The sequence below is a fragment of the Streptomyces sp. NPDC038707 genome, from assembly GCF_040636485.1.
Taxonomy (GTDB): domain Bacteria; phylum Actinomycetota; class Actinomycetes; order Streptomycetales; family Streptomycetaceae; genus Streptomyces.
Genome location: NZ_JBEZUP010000004.1, coordinates 128,874 through 155,014, shown reverse-complemented (window position 1 = coordinate 155,014; position 26,141 = coordinate 128,874). Strand labels below are relative to the sequence as shown.

Sequence of the window (26,141 nt, the reverse complement as noted above, 5' to 3'; positions counted from 1 at the left end):
TTCGAGTGACAGCGCGCGATGAATGATCGCCGTCTGTGGGGGGATCTTCCTGGCAGGAGGCGGACCGCTCGGGGAAAAGCCGGTCCGAGGGGATGACCCTGAGAGCTCGGGGCTCCGGGTCAGCACAGGGGAGGACAGGCCCCGGCGCCGTGCGGCGCCGGGGCCCCTGCCCGTCTCGGTCCCCCGCTCAGCGCTTGGCCACGAACACATGGGAGGCGACGTCCGCCTCCAGTTCGGCGGCCTCGCCGCCACTGCCCACCAGCACACCGCCGGGCGACTCGGTCACGCTCACCACCGAGCCGGGCTGCACGCCCGCCCGCCGCAGCGTGTACATCAGCTGCGCGTCCGTCTGGATCGGCTCCCCGATGCGGCGGACGACGACCGTCTTGCCGTCCGTCCCCGCGTCCAGATCGGCCAGCGAGACCATTCCCTCGTCCAGGAAGGGGTCCGCGCCGTCCTTCTCGCCCAGCTCCTCCAGGCCCGGGATGGGGTTGCCGTACGGCGACTCGGTGGGGTGCCGCAGCAGCTCCAGCACGCGCCGCTCCACGGCCTCGCTCATCACGTGCTCCCAGCGGCACGCCTCCGCGTGCACCTGCTCCCACTCCAGCCCGATCACGTCGACGAGCAGGCACTCGGCCAGGCGGTGCTTGCGCATCACGCGCGTGGCCAGCCGGCGCCCCTCCTCCGTGAGCTCCAGGTGCCGGTCGCTGGCCACGGACACCAGACCGTCACGCTCCATGCGCGCCACCGTCTGGCTGACCGTCGGCCCGCTCTGGTCCAGCCGCTCCGCGATGCGGGCGCGCATGGGGACGACGCCTTCCTCTTCGAGTTCGAGGATGGTGCGGAGATACATCTCCGTGGTGTCGATCAGTCCGGACATACGTGCCCCTCGATTACCTCTGCCGGCAGCCCGGCGCGTGCGCGGCCCCCCTGTACATCAATTCTGCCGGATCCCACTGACAACCGGGCGGCACCGGGGGAACAGGGCCGTTGGCAAGGGGTTACGGGCCGTCGCCGCAGACATGTGCGCGGGGCGGTCGCGCCCGCGCGGGGCGATCGTAGCGCGGCACCGGCCCCAGCCGTGCCGCACGATTACCGGGCGAGACGGCACGGGCCGGGCAGCCGACGGCGCGGACCGCACGACCGGTCGCCTCCGCACGGGACAGCCGGACGGCGCCACCGCAGGGCCCGGCCCCGCCCCGCGTCCGGTGGCCGTCGGAGACGGGACCCGGTGACCACCCGCGTGCGACGGCAGGCACGGGCCCCGTCGCCCCCCTGGGGTGCGCACCGCACGAACCGGACGCCTCCCCACGGGACAGCCGACGAGCACGGGCCCGCACAGGACCGACCACCTCCACCCGCAGCCGCCGCCGAGGGCAGGAGCCGGGACCGAACACTTCCGCGCGGGAGCCGGCCCCGCCCCGCGTCCGGTGGCCGTCGGAGACGGGACCCGGTGACCACCCGCGTGCGGGGCGGGCACGGGCCCCGTCGCCCCCCTGGGGTGCGCACCGCACGAACCGGACGCCTCCCCACGGGACAGCCGACGAGCACGGGCCCGCACAGGACCGACCACCTCCACCCGCAGCCGCCGCCGAGGGCAGGAGCCGGGACCGAACACTTCCGCGCGGGAGCCGGCCCCGCCCCGCGTCCGGTGGCCGTCGGAGACGGGTCCCGGTGGGCACCCGCGTGCGGGGCGGGCACGGGCCCCGTCGCTCCCCTGCGGTGCGCACCGCAGGCCCGGGAACGGGTCCGGGCGTATTGACACCGCGATGGTCCAGACCGCACCGTGATCCGCGACACAGACGCTGCGAAGGGGCACCGCATGAGCGACGGCACGCCTGCCGACCTGTTCTTCGACGCCGCCATCGGCCTGCTGCAACGGGTCCGCGACGAGGAGGCCGACGCGATCGCCGCGGCCGGCGCCCTGCTCGCCGACACCGTCGCGGCCGGCGGCCGTCTGTTCGCGTTCGGCGCCGGGCACTCCTCGCTGGCCGCCCAGGACGTCGTCTACCGCGCGGGCGGCCTGGCCCTGATGAACCTGCTCGCCGTCCCCGGTGTCGTCGGCGTCGACGTCACCCCGGCCACCCTCGGTTCCGCCCTCGAACGGGTCGACGGGCTGGCCGGCGCCGTCCTGGACACCTCTCCGGTCCGCGCCGGGGACACCCTGGTGATCGTCTCCCTGTCCGGCCGCAACGCCCTGCCCGTGGAGATGGCCCTCGGCGCCCGCGCCCGCGGCCTGAAGGTCATCGGCGTGACCTCGGTGGCGTACGCCGCCCAGACCACGTCCCGGCACGCCTCCGGCACCTTCCTGAAGGACCACTGCGACATCGTCCTGGACTCCAAGATCGCCGTAGGGGACGCGGAACTCACCCTGGACACCATCCCGGCGCCCTTCGCTCCCGCCTCCACGGTCGTCACCACCGCCCTGCTCCAGGCCGTCATGGCGACCACCGCCGCCGCCCTCGCCGACCGCGGCATCGAGCCGCCGCTGCTGCGCTCCGGCAACGTCGACGGCGGCCACGAGTGGAACGGCCGGGTGATGACGCAGTACGGCGACCGGATCTTCTACCGCCGCTGACCGCACCGCGCCCCGGGACCCGCGACCCGCCCGGGACCCGCGACCCGCCCGGGGCTCATCGCCCGCCGGGGTCCTGTCGTCCGCGCACGGCGTCCGCCAGGTCCAGGGCCGCCGCGATCCGTACGGCGACGTCCTCGGCGTAGGCGGTGTCGGCGCGCTCGAAGCGGCTGCGGCCGGCGCCGCGCAGGAAGGTCAGCACGCCGAGCGTCCGCCCCCGGCTGCGCAGCACCGCGCACAGCGCGTACACCGCGTCACCGGGCCACTGCCGCTCCAGCGCCCACTCCCGCGCCCGCTCGGCCGGCAGGTCGCCGGCGTCCGCGCGCACGGTCCCGGCCCGCCGCACGCACTGCCGCGCCGGGTGGCCGTCCGGGTAGCGCACGGGCAGTCCGGCCGCGCCCGTCAGCAGGCTCGGCCCCGGCGCGCCGGCGGGCGTCGCGGCGAGCCGGACCAGCCGTACCGGTTCCGGGCCGTCCCCGCCCTCCGCGCGCGGGCCGCCCGCCAGCCGGTCGACCAGGGCGTGGTCGGCGAACCCGGCGAGGGCGAAGTCCAGATGGACGACGGCCGCCTCCGCCGGGTCCTCGTACTCGGCGGCGGCCCGGGCCGCGCGGTGCAGCTGGTTCGACCGGAACCGCAGCAGGGCCGCCTCCTGCTGGTCCTGCCGGGCCTCGGTGACGTCCTGGAACAGCCAGCCGACGCCGAGCGGCACCGGCTCCTCGGCGAGCGGCGAGGCCAGCCGCAGGAACCCGTTGCGCCAGCAGCGCCGCCGCTCGCCCTCGGGCGTGCGCACGGCCACCCACATCTCGGCGGGCGCGGGCGGCGCACCCTCGGCCAGGACGTGCGTCAGCGCGGCCTCCAGCTCCTCCGCGCCCTGCGTGAGCAGTTCGCCGAGCGGCCGGCCCAGCGCCGCGGCCCGTCCGACGCCCAGGGCCCGCGCCGCGTAGGCGTTGACCACGGCGGGCCGCAGATCGGCGTCGACGAGGACGACACCCCAGGCGGCGTCCTCGAACAGCGCCTCGCTCAGCGCGATGGACCGCTCCAGGTCGATCTGCGCGTGCACCTCGCTGAACGCGCAGTACACCCCGGCCGGTTTCCCGTCGGGCCCGCGCACGGCGGCCGACTGGGTGCGGACGAGGATCCGCCCGCCGTCCTTGGTGACCAGCGCGAACTCGTGCACCTGGCGGCCCGGCGCGTGCATCGCCGACATCAGCCGGGCCTGCACCTCCTCGGCGTCGGCGCTGCGCACCGCCCAGCCGGCGAAGCCGTGCCGCCCGACGGCCTCGGCGGCCGTCCAGCCGAGGATCCGCTCGGCCTCGCGGTTCCAGTGCGTGACGACCCCGTCGGCGTCGAACGCGCACAACGCCGCGTCCATCCCGTCGAGCAGTGCGGCCAGCAGATCGGAACCCGGCTCACCGGGCTCGTCCGGCCCCAGCTCGTCCGTGGCCCCACTCCGCCGCGAAGCACTCACCTCGACCCCCTGGAGACTGCGTCCGCGCCTGTGCATACGGCGCCCGGTTCCCTCACTGGCCCTCATTCAACTGGAACGTGACCCAGCCCACACCCTGTTCCCGCAAGAAAAAACAGTTGAGTGCGTCCCGGGTGCTTCTTAGGCTGTCGGTACACGAGAAGGGAGGTGGTTCGGCAGATGTATGAGAACCGGACGCGTGAGGTGGCTGCGGGCTAGCGGCCCGACACCACAGCATGTGCGGTGCCGGACCAGCGCGTGAGAGATGCGCGCAGCCGGCCCAATCCCAAGCAGTCACCCGACCCGCGGGCTGCCGGTACGTCCGGCCGGCTCCTCCTCGGAGGAACCCAGCCCGCGGGTCGTCTGCGTCTCCGCACCCTCCCCGTGCGTGTCCCGGGGTGTCAGGGGCTGAGGCGTTCGACCGTCCAGGTGCCGTCCGGCCGGGCGGCGTAGCGCAGGCGGTCGTGGAGGCGGTTGGCGCGGCCCTGCCAGAACTCGACCGTCTCCGGGGTGATCCGGAAGCCGCCCCAGTGCGGCGGCACCGGGACCTGTTCGTCCTCCGGGTAGCGGGCCTCCAGTTCGGCGTAGGCCGCGTCGAGTTCGGAGCGGGAGGCGATCACGGTGGACTGGGCACTGGCCCAGGCGCCCAGCTGGGAGCCGTGCGGGCGGGTGCGGAAGTAGGCGGCGGTCTCGTCGCGTCCGGTGCGCCGGGCGGTGCCGGTCACGATGACCTGGCGGGCCAGCGGGTGCCAGGGAAAGAGCAGCGAGACGTGCGGGTTCCGCGCGAGGTCGAGGGCCTTGCGGGAGCCGTAGTTGGTGTAGAAGACGAAGCCCTCGGTGTCGTACTGCTTGAGCAGGACCGTGCGGGAGCTGGGGCGGCCGGCCGCGTCCGCCGTCGAGACGACCATGGCGTTGGGTTCGTAGAGCGTGCCGTGCAGGGCGGCCCGGGCGGCATCCTCGAACCAGCGGGCGAACTGGTCCATCGGGTGGCTTGCGAGGTCCTCCTCGGCGAGGCCGTCGGCCCGGTACTGCTTGCGCATGGCAGCGGGGTCGAGAACGGGGTCCGGAAGCGGGTCGCGATCGGTCACGCGGTCATCTTGCCGTATAGAACGGGTATGGCACGGGGTGTCGTGTGGTCTCCCCAACCCTGGCACCGGGCGTTATCGTGCTGCTCCCTTTGCGGTTGGGTTGACCATGGGTGACCGCCGGCGCATCGGGGCATCACCGGGGTGACCGCCGTCCACTTCTCACGAGGAGCCGCCTGATGTCCGATTTCGTACCCGGACTCGAAGGAGTCGTCGCGTTCGAGACGGAGATCGCCGAACCGGACAAGGAGGGCGGTGCCCTGCGCTACCGGGGCGTCGACATCGAGGACCTGGTCGGTCACGTCTCGTTCGGCAACGTGTGGGGGCTGCTGGTCGACGGCGCCTTCAACCCCGGTCTGCCGCCCGCCGAGCCGTTCCCGATCCCGGTGCACTCCGGTGACATCCGGGTGGACGTGCAGTCGGCGCTCGCCATGCTCGCCCCCGTGTGGGGGCTGCGGCCGCTGCTCGACATCGACGAGCGGCAGGCCCGCGAGGACCTGGCCCGGGCCGCGGTCATGGCCCTGTCCTACGTCGCCCAGTCCGCGCGCGGGCAGGGGCTGCCGATGGTGCCGCAGCGGGAGATCGACAAGGCGCACTCGGTGGTCGAGCGGTTCATGATCCGCTGGCGCGGCGAGCCGGACCCCAAGCACGTCGCGGCCGTCGACGCCTACTGGACGTCCGCCGCCGAGCACGGCATGAACGCCTCCACCTTCACCGCCCGGGTCATCGCCTCCACCGGCGCGGACGTCGCCGCCGCGCTGTCCGGCGCGGTGGGCGCCATGTCCGGGCCGCTGCACGGCGGCGCGCCCTCCCGGGTGCTCGGGATGATCGAGGAGATCGAGCGCACCGGCGACGCGGAGGCGTACGTCAAGGGGGCCCTGGACCGGGGCGAGCGGCTGATGGGCTTCGGGCACCGGGTGTACCGCGCCGAGGACCCGCGGGCCCGGGTGCTGCGGCGCACGGCCCGGGAGCTGGGGGCGCCGCGCTTCGAGGTGGCCGAGGCGCTGGAGAAGGCCGCGCTGGAGGAGCTGCACAACCGGCGGCCGGACCGGGTGCTGGCCACGAACGTGGAGTTCTGGGCCGCGATCGTGCTGGACTTCGCCGAGGTGCCGGCGCACATGTTCACGTCCATGTTCACGTGCGCCCGCACCGCCGGGTGGTCCGCGCACATCCTGGAGCAGAAGCGCACGGGCCGGCTGGTGCGGCCGTCGGCGCGGTACGTGGGGCCGGGGCCGCGCAGCCCCCGGGACATCCAGGGGTACGGGGACATCGCCCCCTGAGCCGCGGCCCCGTACCCGGGGCACCGGTCAGGCAGGCGTCAGCAAGTTCCCGTGGTGCCGCTCCGCCACCAGCGGGTGGGCCCTCAGCTTGCCCTTCAGCTCGTTGTAGCCGTACTCGGCGTACAGCGGGTTCGCCGGGTCGGTGGTGACGCCGGGGGCCTCGGCGGCGTGCGGGAAGGGCAGCGGGTCGATCCGGGCGTCCAGGCGGGGGTTGTAGAAGAACGGCACCGAGTACCGCTCGGTGGCGCCGGGCGGGCTGACGACGCGGTGGTTGGTGGCCAGCAGATAGCCGTTGGTCGCCACCTCCAGCAGCTCGCCGAGGTTGACCACGAAGGCGCCCTCCATGGGGGGCACGTCGTGGAAACGGCCGTCCTCGCGCTGGACCTGGAGGCCGCCCACCGTGTCCTGGAGGAGCAGGGTCAGGAAGCCGTAGTCCTTGTGGGCGCCCACGCCCTGGCCGGTGCCGTCGGCGGCGCTGCCGGGGTAGCGGACGAGCTTGAGGTGCGGGTGGGCGTGCTCGCCGAAGACCGGGTCGTAGAAGCCGGCCGGGGCGCCGATCGCGGTCAGCAGTTCGCGCAGCAGACGGTGGGCGACCGCGCTGAGCCGGTCGATCCAGGCGAGGGCGGCGGTGCGCAGCCGGGGCAGGGCGGCGGGCCACTGGTTGGGGCCCTGGAGCCACCAGTACGGCGGCTCGCCGGGGCCGGGGATCCGGGCGGGGCGCTCGGCGCCGATGTCGAGCTGGTCGCGCCAGTCGCGGGCGCCGCCGGTGCGCTCGTCGCCGGTGCGGGTGTAGCCCCTGAAGTGCGGCGAGTTGACGTTGTCGAGGGCGAGCCGGTCGGCCTCGGGGAGGGCGAAGAAGGCGCGCATGGCACTGAGCAGCGCGTCCGTCTCGGCCCGGGTGACGCCGTGCCCGACGAGCTGGAAGAAGCCGACGTCGTGGGCGGCGCTGTGCAGCTGGGCGTGGAGCAGGGCACGGGCCTGGGGACCGCGGCCGGCGGCCGACAGGTCGATGATCGGAAGCTGGTCGTACGACGTCACTGTGTGCGTGGTCATGGTGCGTCCGCGGGTGTACGGGGCACGGGCGGCCGCCGAGGGGTGAGGGCGGCCCCCGGGTGCCGGAAAAGAAAAGAAAAAGGGAGATGCAGGGGGCTGTCAGGCGGAGAGGTGCCGACAGCCCGTGCTCGTGACGCGCACGTAGTCCACGTGGCGGCGGCGGACGAGCATCGGAAGCATGGGCCAAGGGTAACGCGCCGCGTGACAAACCCCTCTGGGCGGCCCGCTCAGCCCAGCGCGCCGTCCAGCAGCGCCGCCCACTGGGCGACGACCCGTTCGCGGCGGCCGGTGTCGTCGGTGAGGAGGTTGGCCAGGCCCAGGCCGCGGGCCATGTCGAGCAGGCCCTGGACGGTCTCGCGGACGCCGGGGCGCGACTCGTCGGCGCCGAGGAGTTCGACGGCTATGCGGTGGGTCTCGCGGCCCACCCGGGCCTCCAGCTCGGTCACGCGCGGGCGCAGTTGTTCCTCGTCGGAGGCGGCGACCCACAGGTGCAGGGCGGCGCGGAAGAGCGGGCCGGTGTAGAGGTCCACGAGGGCCGACACGACGGCCCGGCGGTCGGCGGGACCGTCCGGGAACAGGGCCCGCAGCGCCAGCGAGCGTTCCTCGGAGACATACTCGACGGCCGCGGTGAAGAGGTCCTCCCGGGTCGGGAAGTGGTGCTGGGCGGCGCCCCGGGAGACGCCGGCGCGTTCGGCGACGACGGCGACCGTGGAACCCGCCCACCCCCGCTCGGCGAGGCAGGCCACGGCGGCCTCCAGGAGCCGCTGCCGGGTGGCCCGGCTGCGGTCCTGCTTGGGCACGCGCTCGCGTTCGGTCGTCCTCACACCACCCATGCCGCCTCACGTCTTTCCAGGAAGGCCGTCATCCCCTCCCGGGCGTGGCCGGAGGAGAACAGCCGGGCCGTCAGCGCGGTCAGCGCGGCCGCGTCCCGGTCGAATGTCTCCAGCACCCTAGCCGTGAGCAGCCGTTTGGTCTCGGCCAGGGCCTCCGGGGAGGCGCGGCGCAGGCCGTCCAGGACGGGGGCGAGGGCCTCGTCCACGTCGTCCCCCGCCGCCGTCAGCAGGCCCAGCCGTACGGCCTCGGACGGGCCGAAGCGTTCACCGGTGAGGTAGTAGCGGGCCAGGGCGCGGGGGTCGGCGCGCGGCAGGACGGGCAGGGAGATCACGGCGGGGGCGACCCCGACGCGCACCTCCGTGAAGGCGAACGTGGCCCCGGCGGAGGCGGCGGCGATGTCGCAGGCGGCGAGCAGACCGAGGCCGCCGGCGCGGACATGGCCGGTGACCCGGGCGACGACCGGCCGGGGCAGCTCCACGATCTGCCGCAACAGGGCCACGAGGGCGTCCGGGGCGGGCGGGTCGCGCAGGTCGGCGCCGGCGCAGAACGTCGTCCCGGTGTGGGTGAGGACCACGGCCCGTACGTCCGGGTCCGCCCCGCAGTCGGCCAGGGTGTCGGCGAGCCGGGCGACGAGGGCCGCGGACAGGGCGTTGCGGGTGGCGGTGGCGTCGAGGCTGAGGGTCTCGACGCCACGGACGCGGGTCCGGCCGATCGGCGCTGCGGGGTCGGTCATGGGCACTCCCTGGGGTGTCGGCCGGTCATGTGTGCTCCCCCGCCGGTCCCGGGTGCTCCCTGAGCCGCCGGCGCAGGATCTTGCCGGAGGCGGCACGGGGGACGGCGTCGGTGAAGGTGATCCGGCGGACGCGTTTGTAGGGGGCGACGCGCTCGGCGACGAACCCCAGGATCTCGTCCTCGGCCGGGCCGCCGGGGCCGGGCCGGCGGACGACGAAGGCGTGCGGGATCTCGTTGCCGTCCTCGTCGCGGGCGCCGATCACGGCGGCGTCGGCGATGCCGGGGTGGGTGAGCAGCAGGGCCTCCAGTTCGGCGGGGGCCACTTGGTAGCCCTTGTACTTGATGAGTTCCTTCACCCGGTCCACGACGAACAGCCAGCCGTCCTCGTCGGCGTGGCCGACGTCCCCGGTGTGCAGCCAGCCGTCGGGGTCGATCAGGGCGGCGGTGGCGTCGGGGCGGCCCAGGTAGCCCTTCATCACCTGGGGGCCGCGGATCAGGATCTCGCCGGACTCGCCGGGTCCGAGGTCCCGGCCGGGGTCCTCCAGGGAGACGATCCGCATCTCGGTGCCGGGGAGGAGCCGGCCGACCGTGCCGGCGGGCGCCTCGCGCAGCCGGTCCAGGGGGACGACGTGGGTGCCGGGCGACAGCTCCGTCATGCCGTACGCCTGGCCGATCGGGGGCAGGCCGAGCCGTTCGGAGCAGGCGCGGGCGAGCCGGGCGTCCAGCGGGGCGGCGGCGCTGATGACGTACTTGAGGCAGGAGAGGTCGTAGCGGCCGACCGCCGGGTGCTTGGCGAGGGCGAGGACGACCGGCGGCGCCACGTACAGGCCGGTGATGCGGTGCTTCTCGATGGCGGCGAGGAAGGTCTCCAGCTCGAAGCGGGGCAGGACGACCACGGTGGCGCCCTTGCGCAGGGGCGCGTTCATCAGGGCGGTGAGGCCGTAGATGTGGAAGAAGGGCAGGATGGCGAGGATGCGGTCGCCGGGGCCGGCCGGGACGGCCGACTCCAGCTGGGCGAGGTTGGTGGCGATCTGCCGGTGGGTGAGCATCACGCCCTTGGGGGTGCCGGTGGTCCCGGAGGAGTACGGCAGCACGGCGATGTCCTCGGCCGGGTCGATGGCGATCCGTGGCTCGGGGGCGGTGGTGGCGAGCAGGCCGGTCAGCGAGCGGTGCCCGGGCGCGCTGTCGCACACGAGGATCTCCCGGACGCCGCCCGCGAGTTCGGCGGCCCTGCGGGCGGTGGCCAGCAGCGGGGAGACGGTGACGACCCAGCGGGCCGCGCTGTCGCGCAGCTGCCGGGCGAACTCCTCGGCGGTGGCGAGCGGGTGCGCGGTGGTGACGGTGGCACCGGCTCGGGTGGCGGCATAGAACGCGGTCGGGAAGGCGATCGTGTTGGGGCTGTGCAGGGCGAGGACGTCGCCCTTGCGTACGCCGGTCTCGGCGAGGGCGGCGGCGAGGCGCCGGTGGAACCGGTCCACCTGCTCGTACGTGAGGGTGGTGCCGTCCGTGCCGTCGATCAGGGCGGGCCGGTCGCCGAAGGCGGTGGCGTGGCCCAGGACGGCGTCGTGGATGGGGAGTTCTACGGGCGGGACGTCTGCGTACTCGCTGCGGAACACGGTTCCTCCTCACGCGGGGCCGCTCAGTACGACTTGGGCAGGCCCAGGCTCTGGTGGGAGACGTAGTTGAGGATCATCTCCCGGCTCACCGGGGCGATACGTGCCACGCGGGCGGCGGTTATCAGCGAGGCGAGCCCGAACTCCCGGGTGAGGCCGTTGCCGCCGAGGGTGTGCACGGCCTGGTCGACGGCGCGCACACAGGCCTCGCCCGCCGCGTACTTGGCCATGTTGGCGGCCTCGCCGGCGCCGATGTCGTCCCCGGAGTCGTAGAGATGTGCCGCTTTCTGCATCATCAGCCGGGCCAGCTCCAGTTCGATGTGGGCCTGCGCCAGCGGGTGGGCGATGGCCTGGTGGGCGCCGATGGGGGCTTTCCAGACCGTGCGCTCACGGGCGTACTCGACGGCCCTGGCGAGGGCGTAGCGGCCCATGCCGATGGCGAAGGCGGCCGTCATGATCCGCTCGGGGTTCAGTCCGGCGAACAGTTGCAGCAGCCCGGCGTCCTCGTCGCCCACGAGCGCGTCGGCGGGCAGCCGGACGTCGTCCAGGACCAGCTCGAACTGCTTCTCCGCCGCGTTGAGTTCCATGGCGATGGGGTGCTTGTGGAAGCCCTCGGCGTCCGTGGGGACGATGAACAGGCAGGGCTTGAGGGTGCCGGTGCGGGCGTCCTCGGTGCGGCCGACGACGAGGACGGCGTCGGCCGTGTCGACCCCGGAGATGAAGACCTTGCGGCCGGTGAGCAGCCAGTCGGTGCCGTCGCGGCGGGCCGTGGTGGTGATGCGGTGGCTGTTGGAGCCGGCGTCGGGCTCGGTGATGCCGAAGGCCATGAGGCGGGTGCCGTCGGCGAGGCCGGGCAGCCAGCGCCGCTTCTGCTCCTCGGTGCCGAAGCGGGCGATCACCGTGCCGCAGATGGCGGGCGACACGATGAGCATGAGGAGCGGGGAGCCGGCGGCACCCAACTCTTCGAGGACGATGGAGAGGTCGGCTATGCCGCCGCCCCCGCCGCCGTACTCCTCGGGGAGGTTGACGCCGAGGTAGCCGAGCTTGCCGGCGTCGGACCAGAGTTCGGCGGGGGGTTTGCCCGCGGCGACCGTGCGGGTGACGTAGTCACGGCCGTAGCGCTTGCCGAGTGCGGCCACGGCGGACCGCAGGGCCTTGTGTTCTTCGGACTCGATGACGGCGGTCATGGGGCTCCTAGGAAGAGGTTTCCCGCACCACTGCGAGGACCGTGCCCGGCTCTACCTGCTGTCCGGGCCTGGCGTGCAGGGCGGTGAGGGTTCCGGCGGCGGGTGCCGAGATCAGGTGTTGCATCTTCATCGCCTCCACCCATATGAGTCCCTGACCGGCCCGGACCGTTGCCCCTTCCGCCAGGCCCTCGGCGAGCCGGACGACCGTGCCCGGCATCGGGGCCACCAGCGAACCGGGGGCGAGCCGGTCGGCGGAGTCGGGGAAACGGGGCAGGGCGGTCAGGCGGGTGGCGTTGACGTGGACCTGGTCGCCGTAGCGGGCGACGGTGAACTTCCGCCGTACCCCGTCGATGTCCAGGACCACCAGGCGCGCGTCGGCGTGCACGACCCGGACGCCGTCGGCGGCGAGGCCGTCGCGGGTGTACCGGTAGCGGACCTCGTGCTCCTCGCCGCCCAGCTCGTACCGCTTCACCTGCGGCTGCGAGGGGAGGTTGCGCCAGCCGCCGAACCGGGAACGGCCGTGGGCGTCGGCGAGGGCGGCGGCCAGGGGTGCGTACGGGTCGTGGGCGGGCGTGGTCAGCGCGCCGAGGTGGCGGTCGTAGAAGCCGGTGTTCATGCGGGCCCCGGTGAACTCCTCGTGCCGCAGCGAGCGCACCAGCAGGTCCCGGTTGGTCACCGGGCCGTGGACCGTGGCGGACTCCAGCGCGCCGGCGAGCCGGCGGATCGCCTCGGCCCGGGTGGGGGCGTGGGCGACGACCTTGGCGAGCATGGCGTCGTAGTGGACGCCGATGGTGTCGCCGTCGGCGTAGCCGGTGTCCAGGCGGACGCCGTCCGGTACGGCGAGCCGGTGCAGGGTGCCGGTCTGGGGGGCCCAGTCACGGGCCGGGTCCTCGGCGTAGAGGCGGGCCTCGACGGCGTGCCCCCGGGCGCGCGGGGGCTCGGTTCCGAGGGCGTGCCCCTCGGCGATCCGGATCTGCTCGGCGACCAGGTCGAGCCCGAACACGGCCTCCGTGACCGGGTGTTCCACCTGGAGGCGGGTGTTCATCTCCAGGAAGTGGGCGCGGCCGCCGGCGACCAGGAACTCGACCGTGCCGGCGCCGGTGTACGAGACGGCGCGGGCGGCGCGCACGGCGAGCGTCCGCAGTTCCTCGGCGAGCCCCTGGGTGAGTCCGGGCGCCGGGGCCTCCTCGACGACCTTCTGGTGGCGGCGCTGGAGGGAGCAGTCGCGGGTGCCGAGCGGCCAGACGGTGCCGTGGGTGTCGGCGAGGATCTGCACCTCCACATGGCGGCCGTGCTCCAGGTACGGCTCCACGAACACCTCGCCGTCGCCGAAGGCGCTCGCGGCCTCGGCGCGCGCGCCCTCCAGCGCGCTCCCCAGCTCCTCCAGGCGGCGCACGATCCGCATCCCGCGCCCCCCGCCGCCCGCCGCCGCCTTCACCAGGACCGGCAGGTCGGCCTCGGTCACCCCGTCCGGGTCCAGCGGGGCGAGGCCCATCAGCCGCTTGGCGCGGGTCTTGGACGCCATGGCCTCGATGGCCTCCGGCGGCGGACCGATCCACACCAGCCCGGCGTCCCGCACGGCCCGGGCGAAGCCGGCGTTCTCGGAGAGGAAGCCGTAGCCCGGGTGCACGGCGTCCGCCCCGGCGGCCAGCGCCGCCCGCACCACCAGGTCGCCGCGCAGGTACGTGTCGGCGGGTGCCGCGCCCGGCAGCCGTACCGCCGTGTCGGCCACGCGCGCGTGCAGCGCCTCCGCGTCGGCGTCGGAGTGCACCGCGACCGTCCCGATGCCCAGCTCACGGCAGGTGCGGAAGACGCGGCAGGCGATCTCGCCCCGATTGGCGACCAGCACACTGGAAATCATGTGATCCTCACATCCGGAAGACGCCGAAGCCGCCGCGCGCGCCCTCGTAGGGCGCGGTGTGCAGGGCGGACAGGCACAGGCCGAGGACGGTGCGGGTGTCGCGCGGGTCGATGACGCCGTCGTCGTACAGCCGCCCGGACAGGAACATCGGCAGCGACTCGGCCTCGATCTGCCGCTCCACCATCGCGCGCAGGGCCGCGTCCGCGTCCTCGTCGTACGGCTGCCCCTTGGCGGCCGCCGACTGCCGGGTGACGATCGACAGCACCCCGGCGAGCTGCTGCGGGCCCATCACGGCGGACTTGGCGCTGGGCCAGGCGAACAGGAACCGGGGGTCGTAGGCCCGGCCGCACATGCCGTAGTGCCCGGCGCCGTACGACGCGCCCATGAGCACCGAGAGGTGCGGCACCCGGCTGTTGGCGACCGCGTTGATCATCATCGAGCCGTGTTTGATGATCCCGCCCTGCTCGTACTCCTTGCCGACCATGTAGCCGGTGGTGTTGTGCAGGAACAGCAGCGGGATGTCGCGCTGGTTGGCGAGCTGGATGAACTGGGCGGCCTTCTGCGACTCGGCGCTGAACAGGACGCCCTGGGCGTTGGCCAGGACGCCGACCGGATAGCCGTGCAGGGCGGCCCAGCCGGTGACCAGACTGGTGCCGTACAGCGGCTTGAACTCGTCGAAGTCGGAGCCGTCCACGATCCGGGCGATCACCTCGCGCGGGTCGAACGGGATCTTGAGGTCGTCCGGGACGATGCCGAGCAGTTCCTCGGGGTCGTACCTCGGCGGCTCGGCCGGGCCGGGGTCGGGGTGGGCCTTGCGGTGGTTGAGGCGGGCCACGACGCGGCGCGCCCGGCGCAGCGCGTCCGGCTCGTCCAGCGCGAAGTAGTCGGCGAGGCCGGACACCCGCGCGTGCATCTCGGCGCCGCCCAGCGACTCGTCGTCGCTCTCCTCGCCGGTGGCCATCTTCACCAGCGGCGGCCCGCCGAGGAACACCTTCGCCCGCTCCTTGACCATGATCACGTGGTCGGACATGCCGGGGACGTACGCGCCGCCGGCGGTGGAGTTGCCGAAGACGACGGCGAGGGTGGGGATGCCAGCGGCGGACAGCCGGGTGAGGTCGCGGAAGATCGCCCCGCCGGGGACGAAGATCTCCTTCTGGGACGGCAGGTCGGCGCCGCCGGACTCCACCAGGCTGATGCAGGGCAGCCGGTTGGCCAGGGCGATGTCGTTCGCGCGCAGGGCCTTCCGCAGGCTCCAGGGGTTGCTGGCGCCGCCGCGCACGGTCGGGTCGTTGGCGGTGATCAGGCACTCCACGCCCTCGACCACGCCGATGCCGGTGACGAGGGAGGCGCCCACGGGGTACTCGCTGCCCCAGGCGGCCAGCGGCGACAGCTCCAGGAACGGCGTGTCGGGGTCGAGCAGCAGCTCGATCCGCTCGCGGGCGAGCAGTTTGCCGCGCCCCCGGTGCCGGGCGACGTACTTCTCGCCGCCGCCCGCGAGCGCCTTGGCGTGCTCGGCCTCCAGGTCGGCGAGCTTGGCGAGCATCGCCTCGCGGTGGGCCCGGTGGTCGGGGGCGGTGGGGTCGACAGCGGTTGGCAGGACCGTCACAGCAGGGCCTCCGGGATGTCCAGGTGGCGGGAGCGCAGCCATTCGCCGAGGGCCTTGGCCTGCGGGTCGAAGCGGGCTTGCGCGGCGACGCCGGCGCCGAGGATGCCCTCCACGACGAAGTTGACGGCGCGCAGGTGGGGAAGCAGGTGCCGGGTGACGGGCAGGTCCCGGCTCTCGGGGACCAGCCGCCGGAAGGTGTCGGCCGTCAGCGCGTGGGCGAGCCAGCGCCAGCCGTCCTCGGACCGGGCCCAGACCCCGACGTTGGCGTTCCCGCCCTTGTCCCCGCTGCGGGCACCGGCGACCAGGCCGAGGGGCGCCCGCCGGGTCGGCCCGGGCGGGAGGGGTTCCGGGAGGGGCGGGTCCGGGACAGCGGCCAGGGGGCGCGTCTCCTGGGGCGGCGGCACGGGGATACGGCGGCCGTCATGGAGGACGGCCACATGTGTGGCGCCCATATGGGGCACGTACACATCTTCGAAGATCCCATACGGCGCGCCCTTTCCGGGTGGGGCCAGCACATGGAAGCCGGGGTAACTGGCCAGGGCCAGCTCCACCGCGGCGCCGCTCAGCGCCCGCCCCACGACCTGCTGGTCCGGGTCGCGCACGACGAGCCGCAGCAGCGCGCTGGCCGTCTCCTCGGTGTCCGCGTCGGCCCGGTCGGTGCGCACCAGCTCCCACCGCACCTCCTGGGGCGGCGACTTGGCGAGCGCGCCCGCGAGCTGCTCCCGCACCAGGGCCGCCTTGGCCTCGATGCCGAGCCCGGTGAGCACGAAGACGACCTCGTTGCGGAAGCCGCCGAGCCGGTTGATCCCGACCTTGAGCGTGGGCGGCGGCGCCTCCCCGCGCACCCCCTCGATCCGCACCCGGTCCGGCCCCTGCCGGACGAGCCGTACGGTGTCCAGCCGGGCCGTGACATCGGGTCCGGCGTACCGGGCGCCGCCGGTCTCGTACAGCAGTTGGGCGGTGACCGTGCCCACGTCCACGAAGCCGCCCGTGCCGGGGTGCTTGGTGATCACGCTGCTGCCGTCGGCGTGGATCTCGGCGAGCGGGAAGCCGGGCCGGCGTACGTCCCCCTCGTGGAAGAAGGCGTAGTTCCCGCCGGTCGCCTGGGTACCGCACTCCAGCACATGTCCGGCGACGACGGCGCCGGCGAGCCGGTCGTACTCCGTGGGCGTCCAGCCGAAGTGCGCCGCGGCGGGCCCGGTGACCAGGGCCGCGTCGGTCACCCGGCCGGTGACCACCACGTCGGCGCCGGCCCGCAGGCACGCGGTGATGCCGAAGCCGCCGAGATAGGCGTGGGCGGCGAGGGCGCCGGGGTGGGCGGCGGTCAGGTCGTCGCCCTCGACATGCGCGACCCGCACCGGGAGGCCGAGCCGGTCCGCCAGCCGCCGTATCTCCCCGGCGAGTCCGGCGGGGTCGAGGCCGCCCGCGTTGGTGACGATCCGCACGCCGCGCTCGTGGGCGAGGCCCAGGCAGTCCTCCAGTTGGCGCGGGAAGGTGCGGGCGTATCCGGCGGACGGGTCTTTCAGCCGGTCGCGGGCGAGGAGGAGCATGGTGAGTTCGGCGAGGTAGTCACCGGTGAGGACGTCGACCTCGCCGCCGGTGAGCATCTCGCGCAGGGCGTCGGAGCGGTCGCCGTAGAAACCGGAGAAGTTGCCGATGCGCAGCGGTGTCACCGGCCGGCTCCTCGCGTCGGGCGGCCGGGGCCATGCGGACGGCCGGTGCCCGGTGGGCGGCCGGTGCCGGGTGGGCCGGCGAAGGTCTGGGCGATGCCGAGCCAGCGGTCGGCGTCCGGGCCGGTGGCCGTCAGGGCGAGGTCGGCGCGGTGGGCGCGCTGGGTGACCAGGAGGCAGAAGTCGAGAGCGGGGCCGGTGACGCGTTGCGCGGCGCGTTCGGGGCCGTACGCCCACACCTCGCCCGAGGGCGCGACGAGTTCGACCCGGAACTCCTCGGCCGGCGGGGTCAGTCCGTGCACCCCGAAGGCGAAGTCCCGGGTGCGCACCCCGAGCCGGACCACATGCCGGAGCCGGTCGGTGGGTGGGCGCAACACACCCAGGGCGTCGGCTACGTCCAGACCATGGGCCCAGGTCTCCATGAGCCGGGCCGTGGCCATGGAGGCCGCCGACATGGGCGGGCCGTACCAGGGGAAGCGGGCGCCGGGCGGGGCGCCGAGCAGGGCCTCGGCGAGGGCGGTGCGTCCGGCGCGCCAGGTGGCCAGCAGGTCGGCGGGCGGGAGCGCGGCGCCCTCCTCGGCTCCCTCGTCCACGAAGGAACCGGGGGCGGCGAGCGCCTTCTCCACCAGCGGGCGGAAGGCGTCGGGGTCGGTGACGGCGAGCAGTGCCGAGCGGTCGGTCCAGGCGAGGTGGGCGATCTGGTGGGCGACGGTCCAGCCGGCCGCGGGAGTCGGCAGCTCCCACTGCGGCGGACTGGACTCGGCTACCAGCAGGTCGAGTTCACGGCTTTCGGCACGCAGGTCGTCGATGACGGGCGTCGGGTCGGCCATGGGGGGAGCATGGCAGCGGCACCAGAAACAATCAAGCGTGCTTGCATGAATCAGGCCGTCCTTCCGGCCGGCGGCCAGGCCGTCATACAGCTTCCAGAGGCGGGTAGACCGGCTCCCACCGGGCCGCCCGTACCGCCGCCTCGATGTCGTCCGGGGCGGCCCGGGCGACCCCCTCGTCCACGGCGGCGCGGGCCACGGCCACCGCCACCGCCTCCGAGGTGGCGCGCAGCTCGCGGATCGGCGGGAGGACCGGCGCGTCCAGCCGGGAGACCTCCGCGTCGGCGGTCCGGCGGGCCACGGCGTCGGCCGCCGCGCGCAGCATGCGGTCGGTGACCCGCGAGGCGCGGGTGACGATCGTGCCGAGTCCGAGGCCGGGGAAGACCAGCGCGTTGTTGGCCTGGCCGATCTCGTACGTCGTCCCGTCCCGTTCCACCGGGTCGAAGGGGCTGCCGGTGGCCACCAGTGCCCTGCCGTCGGTCCAGTCGAGCAGGTCGGCGGGGGTGGCCTCAGCCAGGTCGGTCGGGTTGGACATCGGCAGGATGATCGGGCGCCGGGTGTGCCGGGCCATCTCGCGGACGATGCCCTCGGAGAACGCGCCGCCCTGCCCGGAGGTGCCGATCAGGATGGTCGGGCGGACCCGGTGGACGACTTCCGCGAGCGGGATGCCGGGCAGGTCCGCGTCCCGGCGCCAGCCGTCGGTTTCGGCGGCGGGCCGTGCGTACGGCCTCTGGGCGTCGCTGAGCCGGTCACCCTGGTCGTCGGTGAGCAGGCCGTACCGGTCGACGCACCAGAAGCGGGCCGGTGCCTCGGCCTCGGACAGACCCTCGGCGATCAGGGCGTCGCGCAGCTGGTCGGCGACGCCGATGCCGGCGGTGCCCGCGCCGAAGACGACGATCCGGTGCTCGGTCAGGGGCACGCCGGTGGCGCGGACGCCGGACAGGACGGCGGCGAGGTTGACGGCTCCGGTGCCCTGGATGTCGTCGTTGAAGGTGCAGACCCGGTCGCGGTAGCGGTCGAGGACGCGGCGGGCGTTGGCGGTGCCGAAGTCCTCCCAGTGCAGCAGGGCGCCGGGGAAGATCCGGGTGGCGGTGGTGACGTAGGCGTCGATGAAGGCGTCGTAGGTGGCGCGGTCGGCGCGGGGGTGGCGGTTGCCGAGGTAGAGGGGGTTGTCGAGCAGTTCGCGGCGGTTGGTGCCGACGTCGAGCATGACGGGCAGGGTGCGGCGCGGGTCGATGCCGGCGGCGGCCGTGTAGACGGCGAGCTTGCCGACCGCGATGTCGATGCCGCCGACGCCCCAGTCCCCGATGCCGAGGATGCCCTCGCCGTCGGTGGCCACGATCAGGTCGACGTCGTCGGCGCCCAGGCCGCTCGCGCGCAGGGAGCGCTCGATGTCGCCGGGGGCGTCAACGGAGAGGTAGATGCCGCGCGGGCGGCGGTATTCGGTGCTGTAGTGCCGGATCGCCGTGCCCACGGTGGGGGTGTAGACGATGGGCAGCATCTCTTCCAGGTGGTCGCCCACGAGGCGGTAGAACAGCACCTCGTTGCGGTCGTGCAGCGCGGTCAGGTTGACGCTCTTGGCCAGGTCGTCCGGCTGCTCCCGGAACTGGCCGTAGGCACGTTCGGCCTGCTGGTCCTGGGTGAGCACGCGCGGCGGAACCAGCCCGACCAGATCCAGGGCCCGGCGCTCCGCCTCCGTGAACGCCGTACCGCGGTTGATCCGGGGGTCGCCGAGCACGGCGCGCCCACGGGCGGTGACTTTCATGTGCCCCACCTTCGCACAGGGCGAGGCGCGGTGCGCAGGCGAATGACTGCGCACGGTGACGGCCGGTCTTACCCGCCCTCGGCCGGCAGGGTGGCCTTGCCGTGGCCTATCTGGGTGCGGACCGCGCCGATGCTCGCGGCGATGACCAGGGCGATGGCCGCCGCCTCCGCGGGGGCGAGGGACTGGCCCAGGACGAGGAAGCCGGCCGTGGCGGCGATGGCGGGCTCCAGGCTCATCAGGATGGCGAAGGTGGAGGCCGGCAGGCGGCGCAGGGCCAGGAGTTCGAGGGTGTAGGGCAGGACCGAGGAGAGCAGGGCCACGGCGGAGCCGAGGGCGATGGTGGTGGGGTCCAGCAGTCGGGTGCCGGCGTCGGCGATGCCGAGGGGGAGGAAGAGCAGGGCCGCCACCGCCATGGCCAGCGCGAGGCCGTCGGCCTGGGGGAAGCGGCGGCCCGTGCGCGCGCTGAAGACGATGTAGGTCGCCCACATGGCGCCGGCGCCCAGGGCGAAAGCGACACCCAGGGGGTCCAGATCGCCGAAGCCTCCCCCGCCGAGCAGGAACACCCCCGCGAGGGCGAGGCCGGCCCACAGGGCGTTGAGCGCGCGGCGCGAGGCGAGGACGGACAGGGCCAGCGGGCCGAGGACTTCCAGGGTGACCGCCGGGCCCAGCGGGATGCGGTCGACCGCTTCGTAGAACAGGCCGTTCATCGCGCCCATGGCGACGCCGAAGGCGATCACCGTGCCCCAGTCGGAGCGCGAGTGACCACGCAGCCGGGGCCGGCAGACCAGGAGGAGGACGATCGCCGCCGCGAGGAGGCGCAGGGTCACCACGCCGAGCGCGCCGGCGCGGGGCATCAGGGTGACCGCCAGCGCGCCGCCGAACTGGACCGAGATGCCGCCGGCCAGTACCAGTCCGACCGGCCCCAGAGCGGTGAGACGACCCGGGGTGCGCGGAGACGGCGATGCAGGTGATGTGGCGGACGCCTGTGACGTCGAGTTCGTGGCGCGGGGGGTGTTGACGGTGCTCACGGCGGTCCCGGTGCTGGCTCGAATCAGATCATGTACATCTCCATGTACTACCAAGTCCAGGGTAATAGACTTCGACAGGAGTGTGAACCCCTCATGGAGCTGTCCTGGATGGTGAGATACGGCTCTCCCGGATGGCGGACGGCCCACCGGCCTCCCGTTCACCGGGCGCCGCCCGTCCCGTCCAGGGCCTGCGCCAGTACCTCCGCCAGGTGGCGGCCCCGGACGCCGGCGAGCTGGTCCAGCTGGGTGCGGCAGGAGTAGCCGTCGGCCAGGATCACCGTGTCCTCGGCGGCCTGGCGGACCGAGGGGAGGAGCTGGTCCTCCGCGCAGGCCCGGGAGACCTCGAAGTGGCCCTTCTCGAAGCCGAAGTTTCCGGCCAGGCCGCAGCAGCCCCCGCTCAGCTCGCCGGTGAGGCCTGCGGCGGCGCGCAACCGGCGGTCGGGGCTGTCGCCGAGCACCGCGTGCTGGTGGCAGTGGGTCTGGCCGGCCACCGGGCGGTCGACGGCGGGCGGGGTCCAGTGCGGCGCGTGCCGCTCCAGGGTTTCGGCGAGGGTGAGGACCGCGGCGGACAGCCGGGCGGCCCGCGGGTCGTCGGGCAGGAGTTCCGGGAGGTCGGTGCGCAGGGCGGCGGCACAGCTCGGTTCCAGGACGACGACCGGGGCCCCGGCCCGCAGCACCGGTTCCATCAGGCCCAGGGTGCGTCGCAGCACCGTGCGGGCGCGGTCGAGCTGGCCGGTGGAGACGTAGGTCAGGCCGCAGCAGACCCGGGCCCGGCGGGCGGTGAGCAGCGCGGCGGCCGACCGGGTCCGGCCGTCGCCGATCGCTCCCCCGCGGGGCAGCAGCGTCGGCGGAAGCGCCACCCGCAGCCCGGCCGCCTCCAGCACACGGACGGCGGCCCGGCCGACGGACGGAGAGAGGTGCTCGGTGAAGGTGTCGGGCCACAGGACGACGAGGGTGCCGGGGGGCGGGGCGGAAGCGGGGGTGGGGGCGGCAGTAGGGGCGGAGGTGTCAGTGGAGGCGGAGGCGGCAGTGGGATGCGCGACGGGGGCGGGACCGGAGGCGGGGCCGAGGGTGGTGGCGCCCGGTGTTGTCCGGTCTCGTCTGTGCCACCACGTCGTGAACGTGCGGGGCGCCAGGAGGGGGATGTCCCGTTCCGGCGCGATTCCGGCCAGGTGTTTGCCGAGGGCGGCCAGGGGGCGGACGGACGCGAGGGTGTTGAGCAGCGGGGCCAGGTGGGTGCGGGACGCCCAGCGGAGCCATTCCGGGAGGCGGCCCATGCTGTGGTGGGCGGCGGGGCGGCTGCGGTGGGCGTAGTGGTGATGGAGGAACTCGGCCTTGTACGTGGCCATGTCGACACCGGCGGGGCAGTCCGAGCGGCAGCCCTTGCAGGACAGGCAGAGGTCCAGGGCGTCCAGGACCTCCGGGGACCGCCAGCCGTCGGTGACCAGGTCGCCCGCGAGCATCTCGTGCAGCAGCCGGGCCCGGCCCCGGGTGGAGTGCTCCTCCTCGCCGGTCGCCCGGAAGGAGGGGCACATCACAGCGGGGCCGGCCGCGGTCGCCGTACGGCACTTGGCCACGCCGACGCAGCGGCGGACGGCCGCGCGGAAGTCGCCGCCGTCGTCCGGGTAGGCGAAGGCCACGTCGACCGGGCGGCGGGGCAGCACCGCGAAGCGCAGGTTCTCGTCCAGCCGGGCCGGGCGGACCAGCATGCCGGGGTTGAGGAGGTCGTCCGGGTCCCACACCGCCTTGGCCCGCTCGAACAGCCGTACCGTCTCGGCGCCGTACATCCGCGGCAGCAGTTCCGCGCGGGCCTGGCCGTCGCCGTGTTCGCCGGACAGGGAGCCGCCGTGGGCCACGACGAGGTCGGCCAGTTCCTCGGAGAAGCGGCGGAAGCGGCCGACGCCCGCCTCGGTCAGCAGGTCGAAGTCGATGCGGACGTGGATACAGCCGTCGCCGAAGTGGCCGTACGGCGTGCCGCGCAGTCCGTGGGCGGCCAGCAGTGCGCGGAAGTCGCGGAGGTAGCCGCCGAGGCGGGCGGGCGGCACCGCGCAGTCCTCCCAGCCGGGCCAGGCCTCGGAGCCGTCGGGCATCCGGGTGGCCGTGCCGGCCGCGTCCTCCCGGATGCGCCACAGCACCCGCTGGGCGGCCGGGTCGGTGACCACCAGGGAGTCCACGACATCGGCGGCGCGCACGATCTCCCGCGCACGCGCGCGTGCGGCGTCCGGCGTCTCCCCGCCGGTCTCCACGAACAGCCAGGCGCCGCCCCGGGGCAGCCCCGCCCCGGCCGGGACCAGGTCGGCGGCCATGCCCTCCACCGTGAGCGGCCCGAGCGGCAGCAGGCCCGCGGCGGCCTCGGCGGCGGCGCTCTCGTCGGCGTACGCCAGCACGGCCAGCGCCCTCGCGCGGGGGTTGTCGACCAGGCGGACCACGGCCTCGGTGAGGATCCCGAGGGTGCCCTCGGAGCCACAGAAGGAACGGGCGACATCCGCGCCCTTCTCCGGCAGCAACGCGTCCAGCGCGTACCCGGAGATGCGGCGGGGCAGGTCCGGGAAGCCCGTCCGCAGCCGGGCCAGCTCGCCCTCGGCCAGCTCGCGCAGCCCGTCCGGGGCGCCCGCCCACCCCTGCCCGAGCCGCAGCCGCCGCCCCCGCGCGGTGATCACGGACAGCTCCCGCACGCTGTCCGCGGTCGTGCCCCAGGCGACCGAGTGGGAGCCGCACGAGTTGTTGCCGATCATTCCGCCGAGCGTGCACCTGCTGTGCGTGGAGGGGTCGGGGCCGAACCGCAGTCCGTGCGGGGCGGCGGCCTCCTGGAGCCGGTCGAGGACCAGCCCCGGCTGCACGACGGCCGTGCGGCTGCCCGGGTCCAGCTCCACCAGCGCGGTCATGTGCCGGGTGAAGTCCAGCACCACGCCGGTGCCGGTCGCCTGCCCCGCGATGGACGTGCCCCCGCCGCGCGCCACCACCGGCACCCCGCGCTCCCGGCACACCTCCAGCACGGCGGCCACGTCGTCGGCGTCTCTGGGCGCCACGACGCCCAGCGGGACCCGCCGGTAGTTCGACGCGTCCATGGTGACCAGCGCCCGGGCGGTCACGTCGAATCCGACGTCACCCCTGACAGCCTTGCGCAACGCCCCCGCGAGCGCGGCCGAGTCCGTGACTCCGGTGCCCGTGCGCCCGCTGTCCCCTGCGACATCCCCACGATCCGTCATGCGTCCAGGATGCATCCGATCACGCACAGTCACGGAAAGTTTTCCACAGGCACCCCTGAATAGTCGTACGACCTCACAAGTTCACGACCTGGTGATCTCGTCTCATCGAACGGACAGAATTCCGTGCGCGCTTCCTCCAGCGGCTAACCTCCTACCGTGGCCGACATCCAGATTCCCGCTGACATCAAGCCCGCCGACGGACGTTTCGGCGCGGGCCCCTCCAAGGTGCGGACCGAGGCGCTGGACGCCCTCGCCGCCACCGGCACGTCCCTGCTGGGCACCTCCCACCGTCAGGCGCCGGTCAAGAACCTGGTCGGCAAGGTCCGCGAGGGCATCTCCGAGCTGTTCTCCCTGCCCGAGGGCTACGAGGTCGTCCTCGGCAACGGCGGCTCCACCGCCTTCTGGGACATCGCCACGCACGGCCTGATCGAGAACAAGTCCCAGCACCTGAACTTCGGTGAGTTCTCCTCCAAGTTCGCCAAGGCCGCGAAGCTCGCGCCCTGGCTGGCCGAGCCGACCGTCATCGCCTCCGACCCCGGCACCCACCCGGAGCCGACGGCCGAGGCGGGCGTCGACGTCTACGCCCTCACCCACAACGAGACCTCCACCGGTGTCGCCATGCCGATCAAGCGCGTGGCCGGCGCCGACGAGGGCGCGCTCGTCCTCGTGGACGCCACCTCCGGCGCGGGCGGCCTGCCGGTCGACATCGCCGAGACCGACGTCTACTACTTCGCCCCGCAGAAGTCCTTCGCCTCCGACGGCGGCCTGTGGATCGGCGTCTTCTCCCCCGCCGCGATCGAGCGCGCCGAGCGCGTCCACGCGTCCGGCCGCCACATCCCGGAGTTCTTCTCGCTCCCGACGGCGATCGACAACTCCCGCAAGAACCAGACGTACAACACCCCGGCCCTCGCCACCCTGTTCCTCCTCAACGAGCAGCTGGAGTGGCTCAACGGCCAGGGCGGCCTCGCCTGGTCCACGGCCCGCACGAAGGACTCCTCGACCCGCCTGTACACCTGGGCCGAAGAATCCAAGTACGCCACCCCGTTCGTCTCCGACCCGGCCAAGCGGTCCCAGGTCATCGGCACGATCGACTTCGCCGACGAGATCGACGCCGCCGCCGTCGCCAAGGTGCTGCGCGCGAACGGCATCGTGGACACCGAGCCGTACCGCAAGCTCGGCCGCAACCAGCTGCGCATCGCGATGTTCCCGGCGATCGACCCGGCGGACGTCGAGGCGCTGACGAAGTGCGTGGACTACGTGATCGAGAAGCTCTGACCTCTCGTCCTACGACGACGAAGGGCGCCCGGTGCATGCCGGGCGCCCTTCGTGTGTGCGCTGCGATGTCCTACGCGAACTGCCGGATGAAGGACTGCCAGCTGTCACGGGAGACGGTGAGGAGGGGGCCGTCGTCCTGCTTGCTGTCGCGGACGGCTCGGCCTCCGGGGGCGGTGTCGGCGACCTCTACGCAGTTGCCCTCGCCGGCGGAGTGCGACGACTTCCGGAAGGTGCTTACGACCTCGGTCACGATGGGTTTCCCTTGCTACTTCGCAGTGCGTCCTGGATGAACCGCGCACTGGCCTCGGGTCCCAGTGCTGCCGATCGTAGTTGGTCGAACGCGTTGGCGTAAGCCGCAAGACCCTCTGGAGCCTCCAGAACAGAGGTGCCTCGCAAGTTCTCCATGGTTACAGCCTCGACGGTCGGCTCGGACTCAAAGCTGAAGGACGAGAAAGCGTACGTCGAGCCGGCCACCGCGCCCGCGCTGAAAGGCAACACCTGAATGGTGACGTTCTTGCGTGTGCCCACCTCAAGGATCTTTGACAACTGCTCACGGTGCGTCTCGGCGCTCACCATCGGCTGCGTGATGACCGCTTCCCAGAGGATGGCTGTGTACGCCGCCCCACCTTCCTCGATCTTCGCCTGCCGCGCCACGCGCACCTTCACCAGCTGGGCGATGCGCTCCGGGGCGATGTAGTGAGGGGGCGCTCCGATGACCGCTTCGGCGTACGCAGAGGTTTGCAGCAGCCCGGGCACCAGCACCGGCTGCCACTCGCGGATGTACGTCGCGTCGTCCTCCAGCGCGATGTGGTCAAGGTAGTCCGGCCGAAGGTGCTCGGCGTGTTCGAGCCACCAGCCACGGTTCTTGGAGTGTTTGGCCAACTCCTCCGGCTTGGCGCGCACTTCCGGGTCCGTAACGCCGTACGCATCCAGCAGCAACCGCACTTCGATAACGCGCGCGGTGACGTGTCCGCTTTCCAGGCGACTGACCCGAGCTTGACTCGCGGCGATGATTTCCGCGGACTCCATCTGATCCAGCTTGGCGGCTCACGTCCCGACCGCTCGGGACTACGTCC

General features: G+C 73.7%; 20 protein-coding genes. 3 read left to right on the top strand and 17 right to left on the bottom strand.

The window, feature by feature from the left end; genetic code table 11:
* Positions 1-187: 187 nt before the first annotated feature.
* A complete protein-coding gene (locus tag AB0E62_RS07665; RefSeq protein ID WP_030611974.1) occupies positions 188-880 on the bottom strand; it encodes a metal-dependent transcriptional regulator in 693 nt (230 codons plus the stop codon).
* Positions 881-1,822: 942 nt separating this feature from the next.
* On the opposite strand from AB0E62_RS07665, the gene AB0E62_RS07660 reads away from it, so the two are divergent.
* Entirely contained in the window at positions 1,823-2,578 is a 756-nt protein-coding gene (locus tag AB0E62_RS07660) for an SIS domain-containing protein (RefSeq protein ID WP_362189588.1), read from the top strand.
* Between the two features lie 55 nt (positions 2,579-2,633).
* Here the strand turns inward: AB0E62_RS07660 and AB0E62_RS07655 are convergent, their stop codons facing one another.
* Positions 2,634-4,043, bottom strand: a complete 1,410-nt coding sequence (locus AB0E62_RS07655; RefSeq protein ID WP_362189585.1) for a PAS domain-containing protein — start codon at positions 4,041-4,043, stop codon at positions 2,634-2,636.
* Positions 4,044-4,441: 398 nt separating this feature from the next.
* The gene (pdxH, locus tag AB0E62_RS07650) at positions 4,442-5,128 is read right to left on the bottom strand and encodes a pyridoxamine 5'-phosphate oxidase (RefSeq protein WP_362189582.1); all 687 of its coding nucleotides are present in this window, start codon (positions 5,126-5,128) and stop codon (positions 4,442-4,444) included.
* Positions 5,129-5,304: 176 nt separating this feature from the next.
* Between pdxH and AB0E62_RS07645 the strand changes: the two genes are divergently transcribed.
* Positions 5,305-6,405: a citrate synthase 2 gene (locus AB0E62_RS07645; RefSeq protein WP_362189579.1), complete on the top strand. Its 1,101-nt coding sequence runs from the start codon at positions 5,305-5,307 to the stop codon at positions 6,403-6,405.
* Positions 6,406-6,432: 27 nt separating this feature from the next.
* Here AB0E62_RS07645 and AB0E62_RS07640 read toward each other — a convergent pair whose 3' ends face one another.
* The 12 genes from AB0E62_RS07640 to AB0E62_RS07585 all read right to left on the bottom strand — a co-directional run bounded on the left by AB0E62_RS07640 (position 6,433) and on the right by AB0E62_RS07585 (position 23,790).
* Positions 6,433-7,458 carry a 2-oxoglutarate and iron-dependent oxygenase domain-containing protein gene (locus AB0E62_RS07640; protein ID WP_362189576.1) on the bottom strand — a complete coding sequence of 342 codons (1,026 nt, stop codon included), beginning with the start codon at positions 7,456-7,458 and terminating at the stop codon, positions 6,433-6,435.
* A gap of 227 nt (positions 7,459-7,685) precedes the next feature.
* The gene (locus AB0E62_RS07635; RefSeq protein WP_362189573.1) at positions 7,686-8,291 is read right to left on the bottom strand and encodes a TetR/AcrR family transcriptional regulator; all 606 of its coding nucleotides are present in this window, start codon (positions 8,289-8,291) and stop codon (positions 7,686-7,688) included.
* Complete coding sequence (locus tag AB0E62_RS07630) at positions 8,279-9,025, bottom strand: enoyl-CoA hydratase family protein (protein ID WP_362189570.1); 747 nt, start codon at positions 9,023-9,025, stop codon at positions 8,279-8,281. The genes AB0E62_RS07635 and AB0E62_RS07630 overlap by 13 nt, the downstream gene beginning before the upstream one ends.
* Before the next feature lie 25 nt (positions 9,026-9,050).
* Positions 9,051-10,640, bottom strand: a complete 1,590-nt coding sequence (locus tag AB0E62_RS07625) for a 4-coumarate--CoA ligase family protein (protein WP_362189567.1) — start codon at positions 10,638-10,640, stop codon at positions 9,051-9,053.
* A gap of 23 nt (positions 10,641-10,663) precedes the next feature.
* Positions 10,664-11,824 carry an acyl-CoA dehydrogenase family protein gene (locus AB0E62_RS07620; protein ID WP_362189564.1) on the bottom strand — a complete coding sequence of 387 codons (1,161 nt, stop codon included), beginning with the start codon at positions 11,822-11,824 and terminating at the stop codon, positions 10,664-10,666.
* 7 nt (positions 11,825-11,831) lie between these two features.
* Positions 11,832-13,685 (bottom strand): biotin carboxylase N-terminal domain-containing protein, encoded by a 1,854-nt coding sequence (locus tag AB0E62_RS07615; protein WP_362189561.1) that lies wholly within the window; start codon positions 13,683-13,685, stop codon positions 11,832-11,834.
* A gap of 7 nt (positions 13,686-13,692) precedes the next feature.
* Positions 13,693-15,291: a carboxyl transferase domain-containing protein gene (locus tag AB0E62_RS07610; RefSeq protein WP_362189558.1), complete on the bottom strand. Its 1,599-nt coding sequence runs from the start codon at positions 15,289-15,291 to the stop codon at positions 13,693-13,695.
* Positions 15,288-16,964 carry an acyclic terpene utilization AtuA family protein gene (locus AB0E62_RS07605; protein ID WP_362189555.1) on the bottom strand — a complete coding sequence of 559 codons (1,677 nt, stop codon included), beginning with the start codon at positions 16,962-16,964 and terminating at the stop codon, positions 15,288-15,290. The genes AB0E62_RS07610 and AB0E62_RS07605 overlap by 4 nt, the downstream gene beginning before the upstream one ends.
* Complete coding sequence (locus AB0E62_RS07600) at positions 16,961-17,791, bottom strand: TIGR03084 family metal-binding protein (RefSeq protein WP_362189552.1); 831 nt, start codon at positions 17,789-17,791, stop codon at positions 16,961-16,963. The genes AB0E62_RS07605 and AB0E62_RS07600 overlap by 4 nt, the downstream gene beginning before the upstream one ends.
* Before the next feature lie 82 nt (positions 17,792-17,873).
* Positions 17,874-19,553 carry an NAD-dependent malic enzyme gene (locus AB0E62_RS07595; RefSeq protein ID WP_362189549.1) on the bottom strand — a complete coding sequence of 560 codons (1,680 nt, stop codon included), beginning with the start codon at positions 19,551-19,553 and terminating at the stop codon, positions 17,874-17,876.
* Positions 19,554-19,621: 68 nt separating this feature from the next.
* Positions 19,622-20,581: an EamA family transporter gene (locus AB0E62_RS07590; protein WP_362189546.1), complete on the bottom strand. Its 960-nt coding sequence runs from the start codon at positions 20,579-20,581 to the stop codon at positions 19,622-19,624.
* Between the two features lie 158 nt (positions 20,582-20,739).
* Positions 20,740-23,790: an FAD-binding and (Fe-S)-binding domain-containing protein gene (locus AB0E62_RS07585; RefSeq protein WP_362189543.1), complete on the bottom strand. Its 3,051-nt coding sequence runs from the start codon at positions 23,788-23,790 to the stop codon at positions 20,740-20,742.
* A gap of 156 nt (positions 23,791-23,946) precedes the next feature.
* On the opposite strand from AB0E62_RS07585, the gene serC reads away from it, so the two are divergent.
* Complete coding sequence (gene serC / locus AB0E62_RS07580; RefSeq protein WP_362189541.1) at positions 23,947-25,065, top strand: phosphoserine transaminase; 1,119 nt, start codon at positions 23,947-23,949, stop codon at positions 25,063-25,065.
* A gap of 70 nt (positions 25,066-25,135) precedes the next feature.
* Here the strand turns inward: serC and AB0E62_RS07575 are convergent, their stop codons facing one another.
* Both AB0E62_RS07575 and AB0E62_RS07570 read right to left on the bottom strand, forming a co-directional pair.
* Positions 25,136-25,315: a DUF397 domain-containing protein gene (locus AB0E62_RS07575; RefSeq protein WP_362189538.1), complete on the bottom strand. Its 180-nt coding sequence runs from the start codon at positions 25,313-25,315 to the stop codon at positions 25,136-25,138.
* A complete protein-coding gene (locus AB0E62_RS07570; RefSeq protein ID WP_362189535.1) occupies positions 25,312-26,094 on the bottom strand; it encodes a DUF5753 domain-containing protein in 783 nt (260 codons plus the stop codon). The genes AB0E62_RS07575 and AB0E62_RS07570 overlap by 4 nt, the downstream gene beginning before the upstream one ends.
* Positions 26,095-26,141: the final 47 nt, after the last annotated feature.

Bases quoted from the DNA above. Each gene is read 5' to 3' on its own strand.
- AB0E62_RS07635 (WP_362189573.1), bottom strand. From the start codon at position 8,291: ATGGGTGGTGTGAGGACGACCGAACGCGAGCGCGTGCCCAAGCAGGAC.
- AB0E62_RS07665 (WP_030611974.1), bottom strand. From the start codon at position 880: ATGTCCGGACTGATCGACACCACGGAGATGTATCTCCGCACCATCCTC.
- AB0E62_RS07640 (WP_362189576.1), bottom strand. From the start codon at position 7,458: ATGACCACGCACACAGTGACGTCGTACGACCAGCTTCCGATCATCGAC.
- AB0E62_RS07600 (WP_362189552.1), bottom strand. From the start codon at position 17,791: ATGGCCGACCCGACGCCCGTCATCGACGACCTGCGTGCCGAAAGCCGT.
- AB0E62_RS07570 (WP_362189535.1), bottom strand. From the start codon at position 26,094: ATGGAGTCCGCGGAAATCATCGCCGCGAGTCAAGCTCGGGTCAGTCGC.
- AB0E62_RS07630 (WP_362189570.1), bottom strand. From the start codon at position 9,025: ATGACCGACCCCGCAGCGCCGATCGGCCGGACCCGCGTCCGTGGCGTC.
- AB0E62_RS07645 (WP_362189579.1), top strand. From the start codon at position 5,305: ATGTCCGATTTCGTACCCGGACTCGAAGGAGTCGTCGCGTTCGAGACG.
- AB0E62_RS07595 (WP_362189549.1), bottom strand. From the start codon at position 19,553: ATGAAAGTCACCGCCCGTGGGCGCGCCGTGCTCGGCGACCCCCGGATC.
- AB0E62_RS07585 (WP_362189543.1), bottom strand. From the start codon at position 23,790: ATGACGGATCGTGGGGATGTCGCAGGGGACAGCGGGCGCACGGGCACC.
- AB0E62_RS07615 (WP_362189561.1), bottom strand. From the start codon at position 13,685: ATGATTTCCAGTGTGCTGGTCGCCAATCGGGGCGAGATCGCCTGCCGC.
- AB0E62_RS07620 (WP_362189564.1), bottom strand. From the start codon at position 11,824: ATGACCGCCGTCATCGAGTCCGAAGAACACAAGGCCCTGCGGTCCGCC.
- AB0E62_RS07660 (WP_362189588.1), top strand. From the start codon at position 1,823: ATGAGCGACGGCACGCCTGCCGACCTGTTCTTCGACGCCGCCATCGGC.